The organism is Rhizobium laguerreae, assembly GCF_002008165.1.
GTDB lineage: Bacteria > Pseudomonadota > Alphaproteobacteria > Rhizobiales > Rhizobiaceae > Rhizobium > Rhizobium laguerreae.
Map to the genome: position 1 here is coordinate 177186 of NZ_MRDM01000032.1, position 17189 is coordinate 194374.

The window sequence follows — 17189 nt, forward strand, 5'->3', positions numbered from 1 at the left end:
TTCCGGAAAGCAATATGGGACGCGGCGCGGCGTCGGCCGCGCCGGATACATTCAGACGCCGAGCGACTTCAGCTTGCGGTGCAGCGCTGAACGCTCCATGCCGACGAATTCCGCGGTGCGCGAGATATTGCCGCCGAAGCGGTTGATCTGGGCGATCAGATAATCCTTCTCGAACATCTCGCGAGCTTCGCGCAGCGGCAGCGTCATGATGTGATAGTCGTTCTTGGCGGACACCTTCGGCAGCATGTCGCCGAGATCGGTCGGCAGCATGTCGGCGGTGATCGGCGCGTCCGGCCCGTCGGTGCGGGCGAGAATCATCAGCCGCTCGATATTGTTGCGCAGCTGGCGGATGTTGCCGGGCCAATCATGCGCCTGCAGCACGGCCATCGCGTCGTCGCCGATGCGGCGCGGACGGATGCCCGCCTGCTCCGATATCTGGCGCATCAGCTGGTCGACGAGGAAGGGAATGTCCTCGCGCCGTTCGGCAAGTGCGGGCACACGCACCGGCACGACGGCGAGGCGATGATAGAGATCCTCGCGGAACCAACCCTCGGCGATGCGGCTCTCGAGATTATAGGCGGTCGAAGAGATGATGCGGACATCGACCTTGACGCGCTTGGAACCGCCGACGCGCTCGAACTGCTGATCGACCAGCACGCGCAGGATCTTGTTCTGCGTCTCGCGTGGCATCTCGCCGACCTCGTCGAGATAGAGGATGCCGCGATGGGCTTCCTCGAGCGCGCCGATCTTGCGCGCCTGGCCGGGCGTGCCCTCGGTGCCGAACAGCGCCACCTCCATGCGTTCGGGCGTGATGTTGGCGGCGTTGATCGCAACGAAGGGGCCGTTGGCGCGAGCCGACTTCTTGTGGATCATCCGCGCCACCAGCTCCTTGCCGGAGCCCGACGCGCCGAGGATCATGATGCGGCTGTTGGTCGGCGCAACCTTCTCGATCGTCTGGCGCAGCTGCGAAACGGCAACCGAGGTGCCGATCAGCTCCAGCGCATCGCCGGTGCGGCGCTTCAGATCCGAGACCTCGCGCTTCAGCTTGGAATTCTCCAGCGCACGTTCGGCGATCAGGATCAGCCGGTCGGCCTTGAAGGGCTTTTCGATGAAATCGAAGGCGCCGCGCTTGATCGCCGAGACGGCGGTCTCGATGTTGCCGTGGCCTGATATCATCACCACGGGCAGCTCCGGATGGCGGGTCTTGATCTCGTCGAGCAGCGACAGGCCATCGAGCTTGCTGCCTTGCATCCAGATATCGAGGAAGATCAGCCGCGGCACGCGATCGGAAATCGCCGCCAGCGCGCTGTCGCTGTCGTGGGCCGTGCGCGTCTCGTGCCCTTCGTCCGAGAGAATGCCGGAAACGATCTCGCGAATATCATGCTCATCGTCGACGACGAGAATATCAGAGGCCATAAACGCTTTCCTTGTCATTGGCTGCGGGGGCAGCAGGCGTCGGATCCAGGCGTGGCAGATGCACGCGGATCATGGCCCCTCTCCCCCGGTCAAAATCGGCGGGCGCATCATGCAGCTCGAGCTGCCCGCCATGTTCCTCGATAATCTTCTTGACGATGGCGAGGCCAAGGCCGGTGCCCTTTTCGCGCATCGTCATATAGGGTTCCAGAATGCTGTGACGGTTCTCCACCGGCAGGCCGCGGCCATTGTCGATCACGTCGACGGTGAAGCGGTCGCGGCCGGTATCGAGTGCGGCGCGGACGAGAACCTTGCGTTCGTCCCGTTCGTCGCTCGGAACGGCCTCGATCGATTCGACGGCATTCTTGATGAGGTTTCCGAAAGCCTGGCCGAGCATGCGGCTGTCGAACAGGCCCTCCAGCGGCTGGTCGCCGAAATCCTGCTCGAAGGTAACGTGATGGTTGCCCATCTCGCGCAGGAAGATCGCGTCGCGCAGAATATTGCGCAGGTCGCTCGGCTCCTTGGTCGGCTTCGGCATGCGGGCGAAAGCGGAGAATTCGTCGACCATGCGGCCGATATCGCCGACCTGGCGGATGATCGTATCCGTGCACTGGTCGAAGACGGTCCGGTCATCCGGGTCGATCTGCTTGCCGTAGCGGCGCTGGATGCGCTCGGCGGACAGCTGGATCGGCGTCAGCGGATTCTTGATCTCATGAGCGATGCGCCTTGCCACGTCGCCCCAGGCGGTCGAGCGCTGGGCGATGACGAGATCGGTGATGTCGTCAAGCGTGATCACGTAGGACTCGCTCATGTCGCGCACTTCCTCGCGGGTCACCTGCACGCTCAGCGTCCTGACAGTGCCGCCGCGCACCAGCGCGATCTGCTTGCGGAAATCGCCGCGATGACGCACCGCCGCCTCGGTCAGCACGTGATCGACCTCCGGCGCGATGTCAACCAGCTGCTTTCCGAGCATTTCGTCGGCCGACAGCGACATCAGCGTCTCGGCCGAGCTGTTGACGATGGCGATGCGGCGGTCCTGCTCGACGCCGATGACGGCGGCAGTGACACCCGATAACACCGCCTCGATGAACCGGCGGCGGTCGTCGACCTCGTCCTTCGCCTCGAGGATCTCGTCGCGCTGGGTGCGGATTTCCGAGATCATCTTGTTGAAGGTGCGCGACAGATTGGCGACGTCGCCGTCGACGGCATGCACCGGCACGACGATATCCATATTGCCCGATGCAACGCTGTCGGCCGCCGTAATCAGCAGGCGGATCGGCCGGACGATGCGGTCGGCGACGGCGATCGCGGTCCAGATCGCTGCCAGCAGCACGATCAGCGCGAAGCCGATATAGAGCACGGCAAAGGCGACCTGCAGAGAGAAGCGGTTGGCTTCCATCGAGCGGTATTCGGTGGCGTTCTCCTCCATCATGCGCATCGCGCCCATGACCTTGGGATCGACGGCGCGCACCGTATAGAGAAAGGTGCCCTGAATGGCATCGAGTTTGATTATGGCGCCGACGAGATTGGTGACGCCGGGCGGGATCAGCGTCGGCTGGCCGGCGGCCGCCTTTTCCAGCGCATCCTGCGGAATGGCCGGCAGCGGCTTTTCGGTGGCGATATCGGCCTGGACGATCACCGAGCCGTCGCGCTCGACGAGGAAGGCTCCGAGCAGGCCGCGGCCCCTCGCCTGGCGGGTCATCAGGTCGGCAAAGCCGGTCCTGTCGAGGCTGTAGAGCGCGCGGTTGCGCTCCAGGTCATTGGCCATGGAGACCGTCTGCCCCTGCAGGTAGCTGGCATTCTCCATCATATAGGCCTGGCCGATATTGCGCGACGAGCTGACGATCGACTGGGTGCGCAGGGCAAACCAGCGGTCGAGACCGGCATTCAGCGTGATACTGGCGAAGATGGCGACGAGGATCGCCGGTGTGATCGCGACGATCGAAAAGAGCACGACGATGCGGATATGCAGGCGGGCTGCCGCACGGCCGCGGGTGCGGGCCTTCAGCAGCCTTGCCACTTCGCGGCCGATCAAGGCGAGCAGCGTCAGGACAAAGAAGGAATTGACGATCACCGAGGTGATGACGACATGCGACGTCGGGGCGATCGGCGTCAGGCCGAGCAGCACGAACAGCGTCGCCGTGGCGCAGAGAAGCGCGCCGCCGGCAAGCACGAGGCCGGGCACGGCAAAAAGGGCGCGGCGATCGGTCACCGTCGTCACCGTCTCGCCCGCCGCCGCCGGCGATACCCCATCCTGCGTCATTCGGCCTCTCTTCAGACGGCACCCGCCGCCCTCGCCATCCGATCGAAAACCAAGCAACGCCGGCTTAAAAAGCCAGCGCTGCAACGACTCGATCGGGAGCGAATGTCCAAAACCCGTGCGTGACCTTTAAGCAACGCATTGTGGCGAAAATGCAACGCGTGTCGTCACATTGTCAAGCCGTGCTTTCCCTCGACGGCCTTAATCTGACCCGTTGAGCGAGGCTTGTGCCCGCTAGAACCGACGTGGTGCTTCGGGTTTGTTTCCGACGATCGTGTCGATCCGCTCCAGCACGTCAGACGTCATCTTCTCTCGATGTGAGAGGGCCGCGAGATTGTCCTGCAGCTGGCTGGCGCGCGAGGCTCCGAGAATGACGGTCGAGACGTTCCGGTTGGCGAGGCACCACAAAAGGGCGAGATGGGTGATCGATATGCCGATCTCGTCGGCGAGCTTGGCAAGTTCGCCAACCTGTTTGAGCTGAGCGCGGCCGGCATCACTGGACCACTTTTCCTTCAGCCACTCATAGCCCGGCAGGTTCATACGGCTGTCGGCCGGCACACCATCATTGTACTTCCCGGTCAGGACGCCCGAGGCGAGCGGCGACCAGATCGTGGTGCCAAGGCCGATCAGGTCGTAGAGCGGCAGATAGTCAGACTCGACCTTCTGGCGTTCGAAGATGTTATACTGCGGCTGCTCCATGGTCGGCGGCGTGATGCGCAAGTCCCGGGCAACGGCGTAGGCTTCCGTCAATTGCTGCGCGGACCATTCCGATGTGCCCCAATAGAGTACCTTGCCCTGGGCGACGAGATCGTGCATCGCCCGGACCGTTTCCTCGACCGGCGTGTCGATATCCGGGCGGTGGCAGAAATAAAGGTCGAGGTAGTCGACCTGAAGCCGCTTGAGCGCTGCGTGGCAGGCATCGGTCACATGTTTGCGCGACAGGCCGCGCTGCGTCGGCCTCTCACCTCCCCAGAAGACCTTGCTGGAGACGACAAAGCTGTCACGGCTCCAGCCAAGCTTGCTGAGCGCCTCGCCCATCACGATTTCGGACTTGCCGCTCTCATATCCCTCGGCATTGTCGAAGAAGTTCACCCCGTTATCATAGGCAAGCTTCATGAGGTCGACGGCGTCGCCTCCATCGACCTGCTTGCCGAACGTGACCCATGAGCCGAAGGAGAACTCGCTCACTTGCAGGCCCGACTTTCCCAAACGTCGATATTCCATCATGCAACTCCCGCAAATTATGAATATGTGCCGGCCTGTCACCGGAGTCGGCGTCGCCCGATTGATCGACGACCGATTGGCGTAATCTATGGCATGCGCAACGATATGCGAGGCTCAGCCCGCCAAGTTGACCAAAACACGATGTCGCAGTTCCCGTCAGCCCGACCATAAAGAAAAAGGGCGCTCCACGACATCAGCCGGAGCGCCCGTGGCATGCGATCGACGACGTTTGCGGCGGAGGTCGACAGCAGCAACGGCAGAATGATGAGATTCGGAACGGATAGGCAACATGCGATTGGAGTCTGCGACGTTATCGCGCGCCGATTGACCCTGTCATCCACCGGATATCCACAGCCTATCCACAGGCACCGCGACAATGATCGCAGCAACTTCAATGACATTCGCCTGTCGGCAAACCACTCCTCACAAATGCTTATGTGACCGTGAAATGACACCGCATCTTTGTTTGTCTGCTTGGATACAAACCGTGGCCGGGCTCAGATAGGCTCACCTCTCCTCCCGACCGTGGCGGCGGACGCCGGGAGGGGTGGGCGGTGGGCAAACATGAGGGCCCGCCGCCTTCTTTTATGCGCCCAGAGCAGGCTCAGGCGGTGCGGGAACTCCTGTAGACCGAGACGCCAAGTTCCCTGATCTTCTTGCGCAAGGTGTTGCGGTTGAGACCGAGAAGGTCGGCCGCCTTGATCTGGTTGCCGCGTGTCGCCGTCAGGGCGGCGAGGATCAGCGGATATTCCATTTCGGTCAGCACGCGATCATAGAGGCCGGGCGGCGGCAGATTGTCCCCGAAGCCTGCGAAATAGCTGCGCATATTCTCCTCGACGGCTTGCGCAATCGTCATCGAACCGCTGCGCATCGGCCCCTTGTCGATCGGGCTGTCGGGCACGTCGGAACGCAGTTCCGCATCGATGATCTCGCGGGTGATCACATCCTGCGGATAAAGCGCCATCAGACGGCGGATGAGGTTTTCCAACTCGCGGACGTTGCCCGGCCAGGCATAGGCCTTCATCAGTTCGAGCGCTTCCTGATCGAAGCGCTTAGAGCCAAGACCTTCCTTTTCCGCCTGCTGGATGAAATGGCGTACCAGATCGGGAATGTCCTCGGCGCGGTCGCGCAGCGGCGGCAGGCGCAGCGGCACGACGTTGAGGCGGTAATAGAGATCCTCGCGGAAGAGGCCCTGGTTGATCGCCTGCTTCAGGTCCTTGTTGGTGGCGGCGACGATGCGCACATCGGTGCGGATCGGCGTGCGGCCGCCGACGGTGGTGTATTCGCCCTGCTGCAGGACGCGTAAGAGCCGTGTCTGGGCGTCCATCGGCATGTCGCCGATCTCGTCGAGGAAGAGCGTGCCGCCTTCGGCCTGCTCGAAGCGGCCGGTCGAGCGGGTCTGCGCGCCGGTGAAGGCGCCCTTCTCGTGGCCGAACAGTTCGGATTCGATCAGGTCGCGCGGGATCGCCGCCATGTTGATCGCAACAAACGGGCCGTTGCGGCGCTTGCCGTAATCATGCAGCGCGCGGGCGACGAGCTCCTTGCCGGTGCCGGATTCGCCGGTGATCATCAGCGTCAGGTCCGTCAGCATCAGGCGGGCGAGCACGCGGTAGATTTCCTGCATCGCCGCCGACCGGCCGACGAGCGGCATGCCGTCCTGCATGTCGTCTTCGAGTTTGGCGGGCTTGCGCTTCGGCTCGGCGAGCGCCCGGCCGATGATGCCGATCAGCTCGGTGAGATCGAAGGGCTTCGGCAGATAATCGTAAGCGCCCTTTTCCGAGGCCTTGATGGCGGTCATGAAGGTGTTCTGGGCGCTCATGACGAGGACCGGCAGGTCGGGCCGCGCCTTCTTGATGCGCGGCAGCAGATCGAAGGCGTTCTCGTCGGGCATCACCACATCGGTGACGACCAGATCGCCCTCGCCTGCCGAAATCCAGCGCCAGAGGGTAGCGGCGTTGGAGGTGATGCGGACGTCATAACCGGCGCGGCTCAAAGCCTGGTTGAGCACGGTCCGGATGGCCGCATCATCATCTGCAACGAGGATCGTAGCTGTCATCGAGAAGGTCCTGTCGAGCTTGCTATAGAGGCGTCCTCGAGCGAGGCGTCCTTCGACGCCGGCATGAGAACGCGGAATGTCGTGCGGCTGTTCTGGCTGTCGCATTCGATGATGCCGCCGTGATCGCCGATGATCTTGGCGACCAGCGCCAGACCGAGGCCGCTGCCGTTCGGCTTGGTGGTGATGAAAGGATCGAAGAGATGCGGCAACAGATCGAGGGGAACGCCGGGGCCGTTGTCGTGGACGCAGAATTCCAGCGGCAGCGAGATCTTTTCACGCGTGCCGGCGACCGAAAGACGGATGCCGGGACGATAGGCCGTCGTCAACATGATCTCGCCGTCCGACCGATCGCCGACCGCTTCGGCGGCGTTCTTCACCAGATTGAGGAAGACCTGGACGAGCTGGTCGCGATTGGCATAGACGGCCGGCAGCGACGGGTCGTAACTCTCGGTGACCCGGATGTTGCGGGCAAAACCCGCCTTGGCGACCGCCTTCACATGATCGAGCACGGAATGGATGTTGACCGGCATGCGGTCAACAGGGCGTTCGTCGGAAAAGACTTCCATGCGATCGACCAGCGAGACGATGCGATCGGTCTCGTCGCAGATCAGCCGGGTCAGCGCCCGATCGTCGTCGACCGCAGACTGTTCGAGCAACTGGGCGGCGCCGCGTATGCCGGAGAGCGGGTTCTTGATCTCATGCGCCAGCATCGAGGCAAGGCCGGTCACCGAGCGGGCGGCGGCGCGATGGGTCAGCTGCCGGTCGATCTTGTCGGCCATCGACCGTTCCTGGAAGACGATGACGACGGCGCCGGGCTCGCTGAGCACCGGGGCGACATAGAGATCGACGAGCTTGTCCTGGCCGAGGCGGGGCGAACTCAGGTCGACGCGATATTCGTTGACCGGCGCCTTGCGCTCGCGCACCTGGTCGATCAGGGCAAGCAGCGGGCTGCCGAAAGGAATGAAGGTCGAGATGCGGTAACGCGCCAGATGCGAAGCGCTGGCGCCGAAGAAGGCCTCCGCCTCCCAATTGGCGAAAACGACGAAGCCGGATTCGTCGACCATGACGACGGGGTTCTGGATGGCGTTCAGCACGGCCATGGCGACGGTCCCGCCGGCATGATCGGACGGAGATGTCATATCCTTCATCATGCCGCCTCCCGGCTGTCGACAATATTCACAGCCAGCGCATCGTAAAGGCGCGCGGCCACCTCGCGCGGATCGCGCGAGGTCATGATCTCCGCCTTTTCAGCGCCTGACAGATCAGGCGCGAAACGCTGGAGATACCAGCCAAGGTGCTTGCGGGCGTGGCGGATCGCCACCGCTTCGCCGTAGAAATCCAGCATCATCCGGTAATGTTCGACGGCGATATCGGCGATCTCCTGGGATTGCGGTGCGGGCGCACCTGATATGACGCCGGCATGCCACGGCCTGCCCTGGCAGCCCCTGCCGATCATCACGGCATCGGCGCCCGAGCGGCGCAATATTTCCTGCGCGTCAGCTGCGGTTTCGACATCGCCGTTGGCGACCAACGGAATGGCGACCGCTTCGCGGACGGCGCGGATCGCATCCCAATCGGCGCGGCCTTCATAGAATTGCATGCGGGTGCGCCCATGAATGGTCACAAGCTGGATGCCGGCCGCCTCGGCGCGGCGGGCGATATCAGGCGCGTTGATCGAGTTCTCATCCCAGCCAAGGCGCATCTTCAGCGTCACCGGAATGTCGACGGCTTTGACCGTCGCCTCGATGAGGCCGAGCGCGTGATCGGAATCACGCATCAGCGCCGAACCCGAATAACCGCCGATCACCTTCTTTGCCGGACAGCCCATGTTGATGTCGATGATATCGGCGCCGTGATCGGCGGCGATCTTGGCCGCCTCCGCCATCCAGTGCGCCTCTCGCCCGGCAAGCTGCACCATATGCGGCCGGAAGCCCGCAGCACTGAGCCGCGACCAGGATTCAGCCGTGTCGTTGACCAGTTCGCGGCTCGCCACCATCTCGGTGACGACGAGGCCGGCGCCGAAGCGCCATGCAAGCTCGCGGAAGGGCATATCCGTGACGCCGGACATCGGCGCCAGCACAACGCGGTTCCGCACGGACACGGGTCCGATTTGGAAAGGCGCTGCGAGGTCCTGGGAAATCAAATGATTATCTTTCGGGCACACAATAGAACTGCATTATTTTTAGCCACTATTCCCTGTCTTGCCAAGGGGGCTGAGACAGGAATTGATATTTTTCGGGCAGATGCTGGAAAAGGCCAAAGCAAGACGTTAGAGCACTGGGGTCAATTCCGCATATTTTAGGGGATCTATGCTGCAAATGCCTTCTAAGCAACCGATATCGGCTGGAATTGTCATCGTTGCCGCCGGCCGCGGCGAGCGCGCAGGATCATCCAAGGAGGGCCCCAAGCAATATCGCATGATCGGCGGCAAGCCGGTTATCGTGCATACGCTTGAAAACTTCATGACATGGGAAGCCGCAACCGAGATCGTCGTCGTCATCCATCCCGATGACGAGGCGCTGTTTGCGAGAGCCTTCCGCCACATCATCTCGGCAACGCCGATCAAAACGGTGCATGGGGGTGCGACCCGGCAGCAATCCGTGCTTGCCGGCCTCAGACACCTCAAGGACAAGCACATCAGTCATGTCCTGATCCACGATGCCGTGCGGCCGTTCTTCGATCATGTGCTTCTAGACCGCATCGCCGAGAGCCTTGACGCCGGCGCACAGGCGGTCCTGCCGGCGATCCCGGTCACCGATACGTTGAAACGCGCCGACAGCGCCGGCACCGTGCTGACGACGATTTCACGCGAGCATCTTTACGCGGCGCAGACGCCGCAATCCTTCGCCTTCGACAAGATCCTCGAGGCGCATGAGAAGGCAGCCGCGAGCGGACGAAGCGATTTCACCGACGACGCCTCGATCGCCGAATGGATGGGCATTCCGGTAACGATCGTCGAGGGCACGAACGACAACGTCAAGCTGACGGTCAAGAACGATATCGCCATGGCCGACGACAAGCTCTCGGCTTCGCTGCTTCCGGACGTGCGCACAGGCAATGGCTACGACGTGCACCAGCTCGTCGCGGGCGATGGCGTGACGCTCTGCGGCGTGTTCATTGCGCATGACCAGAAACTGAAAGGCCACTCGGATGCCGACGTCGCGCTGCATGCGCTGACGGACGCGCTGCTTGCCACCTGCGGCGCCGGCGACATCGGCGATCATTTCCCGCCGTCCGACCCGCAATGGAAGGGGGCGGCCTCGCGGATCTTCATCGAACATGCCGCCCGGATCGTGCGCGAGCGCGGCGGCACGATCATGAATGCCGACGTCTCGCTGATCGCCGAGGCGCCGAAGGTCGGACCGCATCGCGACGCCATGCGGGCGAAACTGTCGGATTATCTCGGCATCGATATCGAGCGTTGCTCGGTCAAGGCGACGACCAACGAGACGATCGGCTTCGTCGGCCGGCGCGAAGGCATCGCGGCGATCGCGACTGCCACCGTCGTCTATCGCGGGAGGAAATGATGAGCCTTTTTCCTCAGGATATTATTTCGACGGCCGAGGCGATCATCCGCGACTTCACGGCTGCAGGGCTGATGGTCTCGACCGCCGAATCCTGTACCGGCGGGCTGATCGCCGGGGCGCTGACGGAGATTTCGGGTTCGTCCGCCGTCGTCGACCGCGGCTTCGTCACCTATACGAATAGTGCAAAGATCGAGATGCTCGGCGTGCAGGCGGAAACCTTGCTGCGTTTCGGCGCGGTCTCCGAGGAAACGGCGCGGCAGATGGTACATGGCGCGCTCTTCCGCTCACGCGCCGAGATCGCCGTCGCCGTCACCGGCATTGCCGGCCCCGGCGGCGGATCGCCGGAAAAACCGGTCGGCCTCGTGCATCTCGCCGCCAAGTCGCGCGCCGGCTCGCTCATCCATCGGAAAATGCTCTATGGCGATATCGGCCGCAGCGAGGTTCGACTGGCAACGATCAGGACGGCGCTGGAGATGGTGGGCTCGCTCCTTGCTGCCTGACGCCGGTTCGCTCATCGGGCCGGCGTGTAGATCCTGATTGCCCGTGTCTCGAAGGCTTCGGTGAACATGCGGAAGGCGCGGTCGAACATCGAACCCATCAGCGCGCCCAAGATGCGGCTCTTGAACTCGTAATCGATGAAGAAATCGACGGTGCAGCCGCCGGACGGCGTCTCGGCAAAGTGCCAGCGATTGTCGAGATATTTGAACGGGCCATCGATATATTTGACCTCGATGACGTGCTCGGCGCGGTTCAGCAGCACCTGTGTGGTGAAGGTCTCGCGGATCGCCTTGTAGCCGACCGTCATGTCGGCAACGAGCAGGATCTTGCCGTCGCGCTCCTTGCGGCTCCTGATGGCCAAGGCTTCGCAGAGCGGCAGAAATTCCGGATAACGCTCGACATCGGCGACGAGATCGAACATCTGCTCGGGCGTGTGCGGGACGGGACGGTGCGTTTCGAATTGCGGCATAAGCGGCAATTAATCGGGCGGGCCGAGAAGATCAAGAAGCTCGCGCATCTGGCGGCGGGATTTTAGCTGAAGAACCGGCACATTGGGGCCATGCTCGGCGATGCCCGTGACGAGACGCGGCGCGAATTTCGCCTCGAAAGTCCAAATGACGTGGAGGAATTCCAAGTCGACCTTCTCGATACAGCCCGGCGCCATCTCGGGGCGAGTGCGGCCTATCCATTTCGCCCACCGGCTAATTGCGCCCCTGATGCAGACAAGCCGCGGCATGCGGACCCAAACAACGAAATCGGTTCGTGGCAGCCGGATATCCAAGGAAGACGGGTTCGTGCCGTCCATGATCCAACGTTCTTCGAGGATCCGGCTGGCGATGATCTTTCTCTGCTCGGCCCTGTCGCGTACCACCCAGCCGGGAAGCCAAAATACGTCGCGATCGAGCGAGATGTAGGAAAGTACGAAGCGCTTGGCGATCTTCAGCGACAGCGTCGATTTACCGCCGCCCGAGCAACCGATGACGAGGATCCGGCGGGCTAAACGGATATGCTCGGCAGCCTGTTCGAGGTCGGTGATCTGCTGACGCGGCAGCAAGTCTACTCTCTGATCCATCATGCAACTCCCTCGAGTCAGACGTGCGCTTCGCCGGGATGCTCCTAAACGCCAGCGAACCGGCTAGCTGCTTTGCGCGATCTTATGATGACGGTGGAATTTGCAAACCCGTGATCCTGAAGCGCCGCTTCGATCAGAGGTGCGGCATCGCGCTCGAAATTCCAGATATAGGCAAGCGCGTCCAGCGAGAGGCGTTCGGGGCAGCCGGCAGGCAGTTCGGGACGGTTGCGCCCGAAATAACGGAATGTTCTTGAGACCGCGCCGTACAGGCATGCATATCTGGACAGCCGAAGCCAAATGACGGCGTCTGCACGCGGCAGGCGCAGATGGAAGGAGCTGAGGCCGGTTCCATCCATGATCCAGCGTTCTTCCGCCACCGCTTTGGCGATCAGCCGATCGATGTCGCTGCGATCCCGTTTCCTCCAGCCGGGAAGCCAATAGAAATCGCGATCCATCGAGATATAGGGAAGGTCGAGCGAAGTCGACAGCGCCCGTGCAAGCACGCTTTTTCCACCACCGGGGCAGCCAATCACCAGAATGCGTCTGGCATGCCGGAGCATTGGTTCGTCGACGGGCATGTCCGCAACTCCCCATCAAAAACCGCTGCGAAAATCCATCGGCTCAGACTGCTGATGAGATCGGCCATTCCTCTTTCGTCATGCTCGGGCTTGTCCCGAGCATTTGCAACCGGCGCAGCAGATCCTCGGCAACAAGGCCGAGATGACGTCGAGTGAAGATCGAGGTTTGTCAACAAACTGAACCGCGGCGAAAATCGCCGCGGCCGACACAAAAAGCAAGGCCGGCTCTTATTCGGCTGCGATCAACAGCTTCTTCTCGCGCGCCGCCCGCAGCCGGGCAAAGTCGTCGCCGGCATGGTGGGAGGAGCGGGTCAGCGGGCTGGAGGCGACCATTAGGAAGCCCTTGCTGTAGGCGACGGTCTCGTAGGACTTGAACTCGTCAGGGGTGACGAAGCTTTCGACCTTGTGGTGCTTGCGGGTCGGCTGCAGGTACTGGCCGATCGTCAGGAAGTCGACATCCGCGGTGCGCAGATCGTCCATCAGCTGCAGGACTTCGTTCCGCTCTTCGCCGAGACCAACCATGATTCCCGATTTGGTGAACATGGTGGGATCGAGTTCCTTCACCCGCTGCAGCAGGCGGACGGAATGGAAGTAGCGGGCGCCGGGGCGAACCGTCAGATAGTTGCCGGGCACCGTTTCCATATTGTGGTTGAAGACGTCGGGCTTGGCGGCGACGACGCGTTCCAGCGCACCCGGCTTCTTCAGGAAGTCGGGCGTGAGGATCTCGATCGTCGTCATCGGCGAGGCGGCACGGATTGCCCAGATCACCTTTTCGAAGTGTTCGGCGCCGCCGTCTTCCAGATCGTCACGGTCGACCGAGGTGATGACGACATGGCTAAGGCCCATCTCCTTGACTGCCTTGGCGACGTTCTCGGGCTCGGCCATATCGAGCGCGTTCGGCTTGCCGGTGGCGACATTGCAGAAAGCGCAGGCGCGGGTACAGATCTCGCCCATGATCATGAAGGTCGCGTGCTTCTTGTCCCAGCACTCGCCGATATTCGGGCAGCCGGCCTCCTCGCAGACGGTGACTAGCTTGTGCTCCTTCACGATCGCGCGCGTCTCGGCATAACCCTTGGAGGTCGGCGCCTTGACGCGAATCCAGTCCGGCTTGCGCATGACTTCCGTGTCAGGCCGATGCGCCTTCTCCGGATGCCGCACGCGCTTGGCGTCGGGATTGATCGTATCGAGGATGGTCACCATTGCAGTTTCAGCCTTCTACCGCCCTATGCGGCAAATCTCATTCGGATCTAGCGCCGCACCAGCCGCGCAAGGAATATCAACAAGCAGGCGCCGAGGAAACCCGTCACGAAATAGCCGAGCCGCCCGCCGACCACCTCGAGATGAAACTGCGCGAGGATGGCGCTTGCGACGACCGAGCCGACAATGCCGAGCACGATATTCAGGAAAATCCCGTATCGCGCTTCCATCAGCTTGCCGGCGAGCCAGCCCGCAAGCCCGCCGATGATGATTGCCGAAATCCAGCCGACGCTTTCCATGCCTTCCCCTACCCTCAAGTTGGCCCTCAGTTACGCCTCAAGCGACCGCCCTCGCGATCAGAACCACGATGATGGCGCCGACGGTGGCGTGGATGATCTGCACCACCAGCGCGTTTTCAATGCCCAGCGAAATGCCGAGCGTGCTGAACAGATAGCCGCCGACGAAGGCGCCGATGATGCCGCTCAGCAGGCATCTTATCAGCCCGCCGCCACCGACGACCAGGCTTGCAAGGAAACCTGCAACCAGGCCGATCAGCAAGAACACCAGCAACGCCTGCGTCTCCATAGACATGATGATTTCCTCTCGTTTTTTCCACCCTGGGGGATGGCTTTGCCACCCCGACATAAAGGGCGGCATTGGAAAGTATCAAGCGTTCAGGACGCGGCCGTACGCATCGAGCACCGCTTCCTTCATCGTTTCGGACACAGTCGGATGCGGGAAGATCGTGTGCATCAGCTCTTCCTCGGTCGTCTCGAGATTCATCGCGACGACGAAGCCCTGGATGAGTTCGGTGACTTCGGCGCCGACCATATGGGCGCCGAGCAGCTCGCCGGTCTTCTTGTCGAAGATCACCTTCACCATGCCCTGGTCTTCGCCGAGCGCGATCGCCTTGCCGTTTGCCGCGAAGGAGAAGCGGCCGACGCGGATGTCAAGGCCCTGCTCCTTAGCTTTGGCTTCGGTGATGCCGACGGAAGCGACCTGCGGATTGCAATAGGTGCAGCCCGGGACCTTGCCCTTGTCCGTGGGATGGACATTCGGCAGGCCGGCGATCTTTTCGACACAGACCACACCTTCATGTTCCGCCTTGTGCGCCAGCATCGGCGGGCCGGCGACATCGCCGATCGCATAGATGCCGGTGATATTGGTCTTGCCGTAGCCGTCGATGACGACGCAGCCGCGGTCGGTCTTAACGCCGAGCGCCTCGAGGCCGAGGTTTTCGATATTGCCCTGAACGCCGACGGCCGAAATCAACCGGTCGGCAGTGATCTGCTGCACTTTGCCATCGGCCGTCTCGACGTGAGCGGTGACGCTGTCGGCAGCCTTCTCGACCTTCGAGACCTTGGCGCTGGTGAAGATCTTGAGGCCGCGCTTTTCAAGCTGCTTGCGGGCGATCGCGGTGATCTCGGCATCCTCGACCGGCATGATGGTCGGCATGACTTCGACGATCGTGACGTCGACGCCCATCGAGCGATAGAAGCTGGCGAATTCGATGCCGATCGCGCCCGAGCCCATGACGATCAGCGACTTCGGCAGAACATCCGGCTTCAGCGCCTCGAAATAGGTCCAGATCAGCTTGCCATCCGGCTCGATGCCGGGCAACGCGCGCGGGCGGGCGCCGGTCGCGATGATGATATGTTTGGCGGTATAGGTGCCCTCGCCGCTCTTGACGTTCTTCGGCAGCGGATGCTGCGGCTCGACGACCGGCTTTGACGGCTTGCCGACAACGATCTCGCCGGGCTTGGTGATCTTCGCCTCGCCCCAGATGATGTCGATCTTGTTCTTCTTCATCAGGAAACCGACGCCGGCATTCAGACGGGCGGAGACGGCGCGCGAGCGGCCGACGACGGCCTTGGCATCCGGCTTGACCGTGCCCTCGAGAACGAGGCCGTAATCTTTGAAGTGGTTGGCGTGATCGAGCACCTCGGCCGAGCGCAGCAGCGCCTTGGTCGGGATGCAGCCCCAGTTCAGGCAGATGCCGCCCATATGCTCGCGCTCGACGATCGCGGTCTTGAGGCCGAGCTGGCTGGCGCGGATGGCGGCGACATAGCCGCCGGGGCCTGAGCCGATAATGATGACGTCGTAGGATTCAGCCATGTGTTTCCTGCCTTTGTTGCGCTGCGCTGCGGGTCATGAGCACCCACGCATGTCTCTTGCTGTTTTCGAAGAGCGGCACGGCATCGGCGCGCGCAGCCTCCAGGAATCCGTTTCTTCCATAAAGCGACAAAGCCGCTTCGTTATCACTTGCGGTAATGAGACTGACCGGTCGGCGATCGGCCCTTTCGATCTGATCGTCCAGCAGCCTGCGTCCGATGCCGATGCCACGCAGATGGCGATAGACGCCGAGACTGCCGATGAACCAGCTTCCGACCACCGTCTTCTGCAAGGCGAGCATCGGCGCGGTCGCCGGAATGGTGGCCTCGATATTACCTATCCCCTCATTCAGCGCATGGCCGATCGCCACACCAGCGACCTCGCCATAGGCCTCGGCAATGACGGCATCCCGCCAGCCGCCGACAGCTTCCTCCTCGCCCATCTTCAGCCGGCCCAGCTCCAGCGGCGTGTCGCTCACGCCGTTTTGCACACCGGCAAACCAAAGCCAGGAGGCAAAACCGCGCGATGCGATATCCGCCAGAATCGCCAGCTCCGAGGCATCCCGCCGTGAGGCCTGCCGGAGGGCGATGAAGGAGGTCATACTCAGATCCCCAGCATCATCCGCACGATCGATTCCAGCCCGCGTCCAAGCGCACGCGTATTCTCCGCATCGAGGTGAATGCCGTCGATCGGTGTGGTCTTGGCGACGGAATTGCCGTCGAAGAAGCCACAACCGAGTTCGTCGGCAAGATCACGATAAAGCGTCGCAAGTTTTGCCGATTCCTCGATGCCGCCGGGAAACGATGCGGCGAAGGGCACATTGCCCGTTGCGCGGATCGCCGGCGGCGCCACGATCAGGATCTCCGGCCCATCGAATTCGAAGGGCCAGGCATGATTGCGGATCAGCCGCACGAGCCGGCTGATGCCCTGGCATGCGGCAAAGGCCGAGCCTGCCACGACCGGCTTCATGTCATTGGTGCCGAGCAGAAGGATGACGAGGTCGAGCGGTGCATGCGTCTGCAGGATCGTCGGCAGGATGCGCGCACCATTGCGGTCGCAATCGGCGAGATGGTCGTCGAAAGCGGTGGTGCGCCCGTTCAAGCCTTCGGCGATGATACGCGCGTCACCGCCGAGCGCTGCCTGAAGCACGCTCGGCCAACGATTCTGGTAATCATGACGGCCGATCGTCTCGGCGTCATAACCCCAGGTCAGCGAGTCACCATAGCAAAGAACGGTCTTGGTCATTTCCGCC

17 protein-coding genes are annotated in these 17189 nt (G+C 62.4%); 2 read left to right on the forward strand and 15 right to left on the reverse strand.

Annotated elements, in window-relative coordinates:
- Positions 1 to 51: 51 nt before the first annotated feature.
- The 6 genes from ntrX to dusB all read right to left on the reverse strand — a co-directional run bounded on the left by ntrX (position 52) and on the right by dusB (position 9117).
- Complete coding sequence (ntrX, locus tag BS630_RS34695) at positions 52 to 1416, reverse strand: nitrogen assimilation response regulator NtrX (RefSeq protein WP_011651865.1); 1365 nt, start codon at positions 1414 to 1416, stop codon at positions 52 to 54.
- Positions 1406 to 3676, reverse strand: coding sequence for a sensor histidine kinase NtrY-like (locus tag BS630_RS34700; RefSeq protein WP_017960313.1), 2271 nt, complete (start codon positions 3674 to 3676; stop codon positions 1406 to 1408). Before BS630_RS34700 ends, ntrX begins: the two co-directional genes overlap by 11 nt.
- A 231-nt stretch (positions 3677 to 3907) precedes the next feature.
- The gene (locus BS630_RS34705; protein WP_077981086.1) at positions 3908 to 4897 is read right to left on the reverse strand and encodes a potassium channel beta subunit family protein; all 990 of its coding nucleotides are present in this window, start codon (positions 4895 to 4897) and stop codon (positions 3908 to 3910) included.
- A 604-nt stretch (positions 4898 to 5501) separates the two neighbouring features.
- A complete protein-coding gene (gene ntrC, locus BS630_RS34715; protein WP_077981088.1) occupies positions 5502 to 6953 on the reverse strand; it encodes a nitrogen regulation protein NR(I) in 1452 nt (483 codons plus the stop codon).
- A complete protein-coding gene (locus BS630_RS34720; protein WP_077981089.1) occupies positions 6950 to 8104 on the reverse strand; it encodes a two-component system sensor histidine kinase NtrB in 1155 nt (384 codons plus the stop codon). The genes ntrC and BS630_RS34720 overlap by 4 nt, the downstream gene beginning before the upstream one ends.
- Entirely contained in the window at positions 8101 to 9117 is a 1017-nt protein-coding gene (dusB, locus tag BS630_RS34725; protein ID WP_183594521.1) for a tRNA dihydrouridine synthase DusB, read from the reverse strand. The genes BS630_RS34720 and dusB overlap by 4 nt, the downstream gene beginning before the upstream one ends.
- Before the next feature lie 145 nt (positions 9118 to 9262).
- Between dusB and BS630_RS34730 the strand changes: the two genes are divergently transcribed.
- Together BS630_RS34730 and BS630_RS34735 are read left to right on the forward strand one after the other, a co-directional pair.
- Complete coding sequence (locus BS630_RS34730) at positions 9263 to 10480, forward strand: bifunctional 2-C-methyl-D-erythritol 4-phosphate cytidylyltransferase/2-C-methyl-D-erythritol 2,4-cyclodiphosphate synthase (protein WP_077981091.1); 1218 nt, start codon at positions 9263 to 9265, stop codon at positions 10478 to 10480.
- On the forward strand, positions 10477 to 10980 hold the full coding sequence (locus BS630_RS34735) for a CinA family protein (protein WP_183594523.1): 504 nt from the start codon (positions 10477 to 10479) through the stop codon (positions 10978 to 10980). Before BS630_RS34730 ends, BS630_RS34735 begins: the two co-directional genes overlap by 4 nt.
- Positions 10981 to 10991: 11 nt before the next feature.
- Here the strand turns inward: BS630_RS34735 and BS630_RS34740 are convergent, their stop codons facing one another.
- The 9 genes from BS630_RS34740 to BS630_RS34780 form a co-directional block, all read right to left on the reverse strand.
- Positions 10992 to 11447: a type II toxin-antitoxin system RatA family toxin gene (locus BS630_RS34740; RefSeq protein ID WP_077981093.1), complete on the reverse strand. Its 456-nt coding sequence runs from the start codon at positions 11445 to 11447 to the stop codon at positions 10992 to 10994.
- 9 nt (positions 11448 to 11456) lie between these two features.
- On the reverse strand, positions 11457 to 12053 hold the full coding sequence (locus BS630_RS34745) for a P-loop NTPase family protein (RefSeq protein WP_077981094.1): 597 nt from the start codon (positions 12051 to 12053) through the stop codon (positions 11457 to 11459).
- A gap of 41 nt (positions 12054 to 12094) precedes the next feature.
- Positions 12095 to 12628 (reverse strand): P-loop NTPase family protein, encoded by a 534-nt coding sequence (locus BS630_RS34750; RefSeq protein ID WP_077981095.1) that lies wholly within the window; start codon positions 12626 to 12628, stop codon positions 12095 to 12097.
- Between the two features lie 228 nt (positions 12629 to 12856).
- A complete protein-coding gene (gene lipA, locus BS630_RS34755) occupies positions 12857 to 13828 on the reverse strand; it encodes a lipoyl synthase (protein ID WP_012757334.1) in 972 nt (323 codons plus the stop codon).
- Positions 13829 to 13875: 47 nt separating this feature from the next.
- Entirely contained in the window at positions 13876 to 14124 is a 249-nt protein-coding gene (locus tag BS630_RS34760) for a GlsB/YeaQ/YmgE family stress response membrane protein (RefSeq protein WP_003539331.1), read from the reverse strand.
- Positions 14125 to 14161: 37 nt separating this feature from the next.
- A complete protein-coding gene (locus tag BS630_RS34765; protein ID WP_017960300.1) occupies positions 14162 to 14416 on the reverse strand; it encodes a GlsB/YeaQ/YmgE family stress response membrane protein in 255 nt (84 codons plus the stop codon).
- Positions 14417 to 14491: 75 nt separating this feature from the next.
- The gene (gene lpdA, locus BS630_RS34770) at positions 14492 to 15940 is read right to left on the reverse strand and encodes a dihydrolipoyl dehydrogenase (protein ID WP_077981096.1); all 1449 of its coding nucleotides are present in this window, start codon (positions 15938 to 15940) and stop codon (positions 14492 to 14494) included.
- A complete protein-coding gene (locus BS630_RS34775) occupies positions 15933 to 16538 on the reverse strand; it encodes a GNAT family N-acetyltransferase (RefSeq protein ID WP_077981097.1) in 606 nt (201 codons plus the stop codon). The genes lpdA and BS630_RS34775 overlap by 8 nt, the downstream gene beginning before the upstream one ends.
- A 2-nt stretch (positions 16539 to 16540) precedes the next feature.
- Positions 16541 to 17182, reverse strand: a complete 642-nt coding sequence (locus BS630_RS34780; protein WP_077981098.1) for an SGNH/GDSL hydrolase family protein — start codon at positions 17180 to 17182, stop codon at positions 16541 to 16543.
- Between the last annotated feature and the right edge of the window lie 7 nt (positions 17183 to 17189).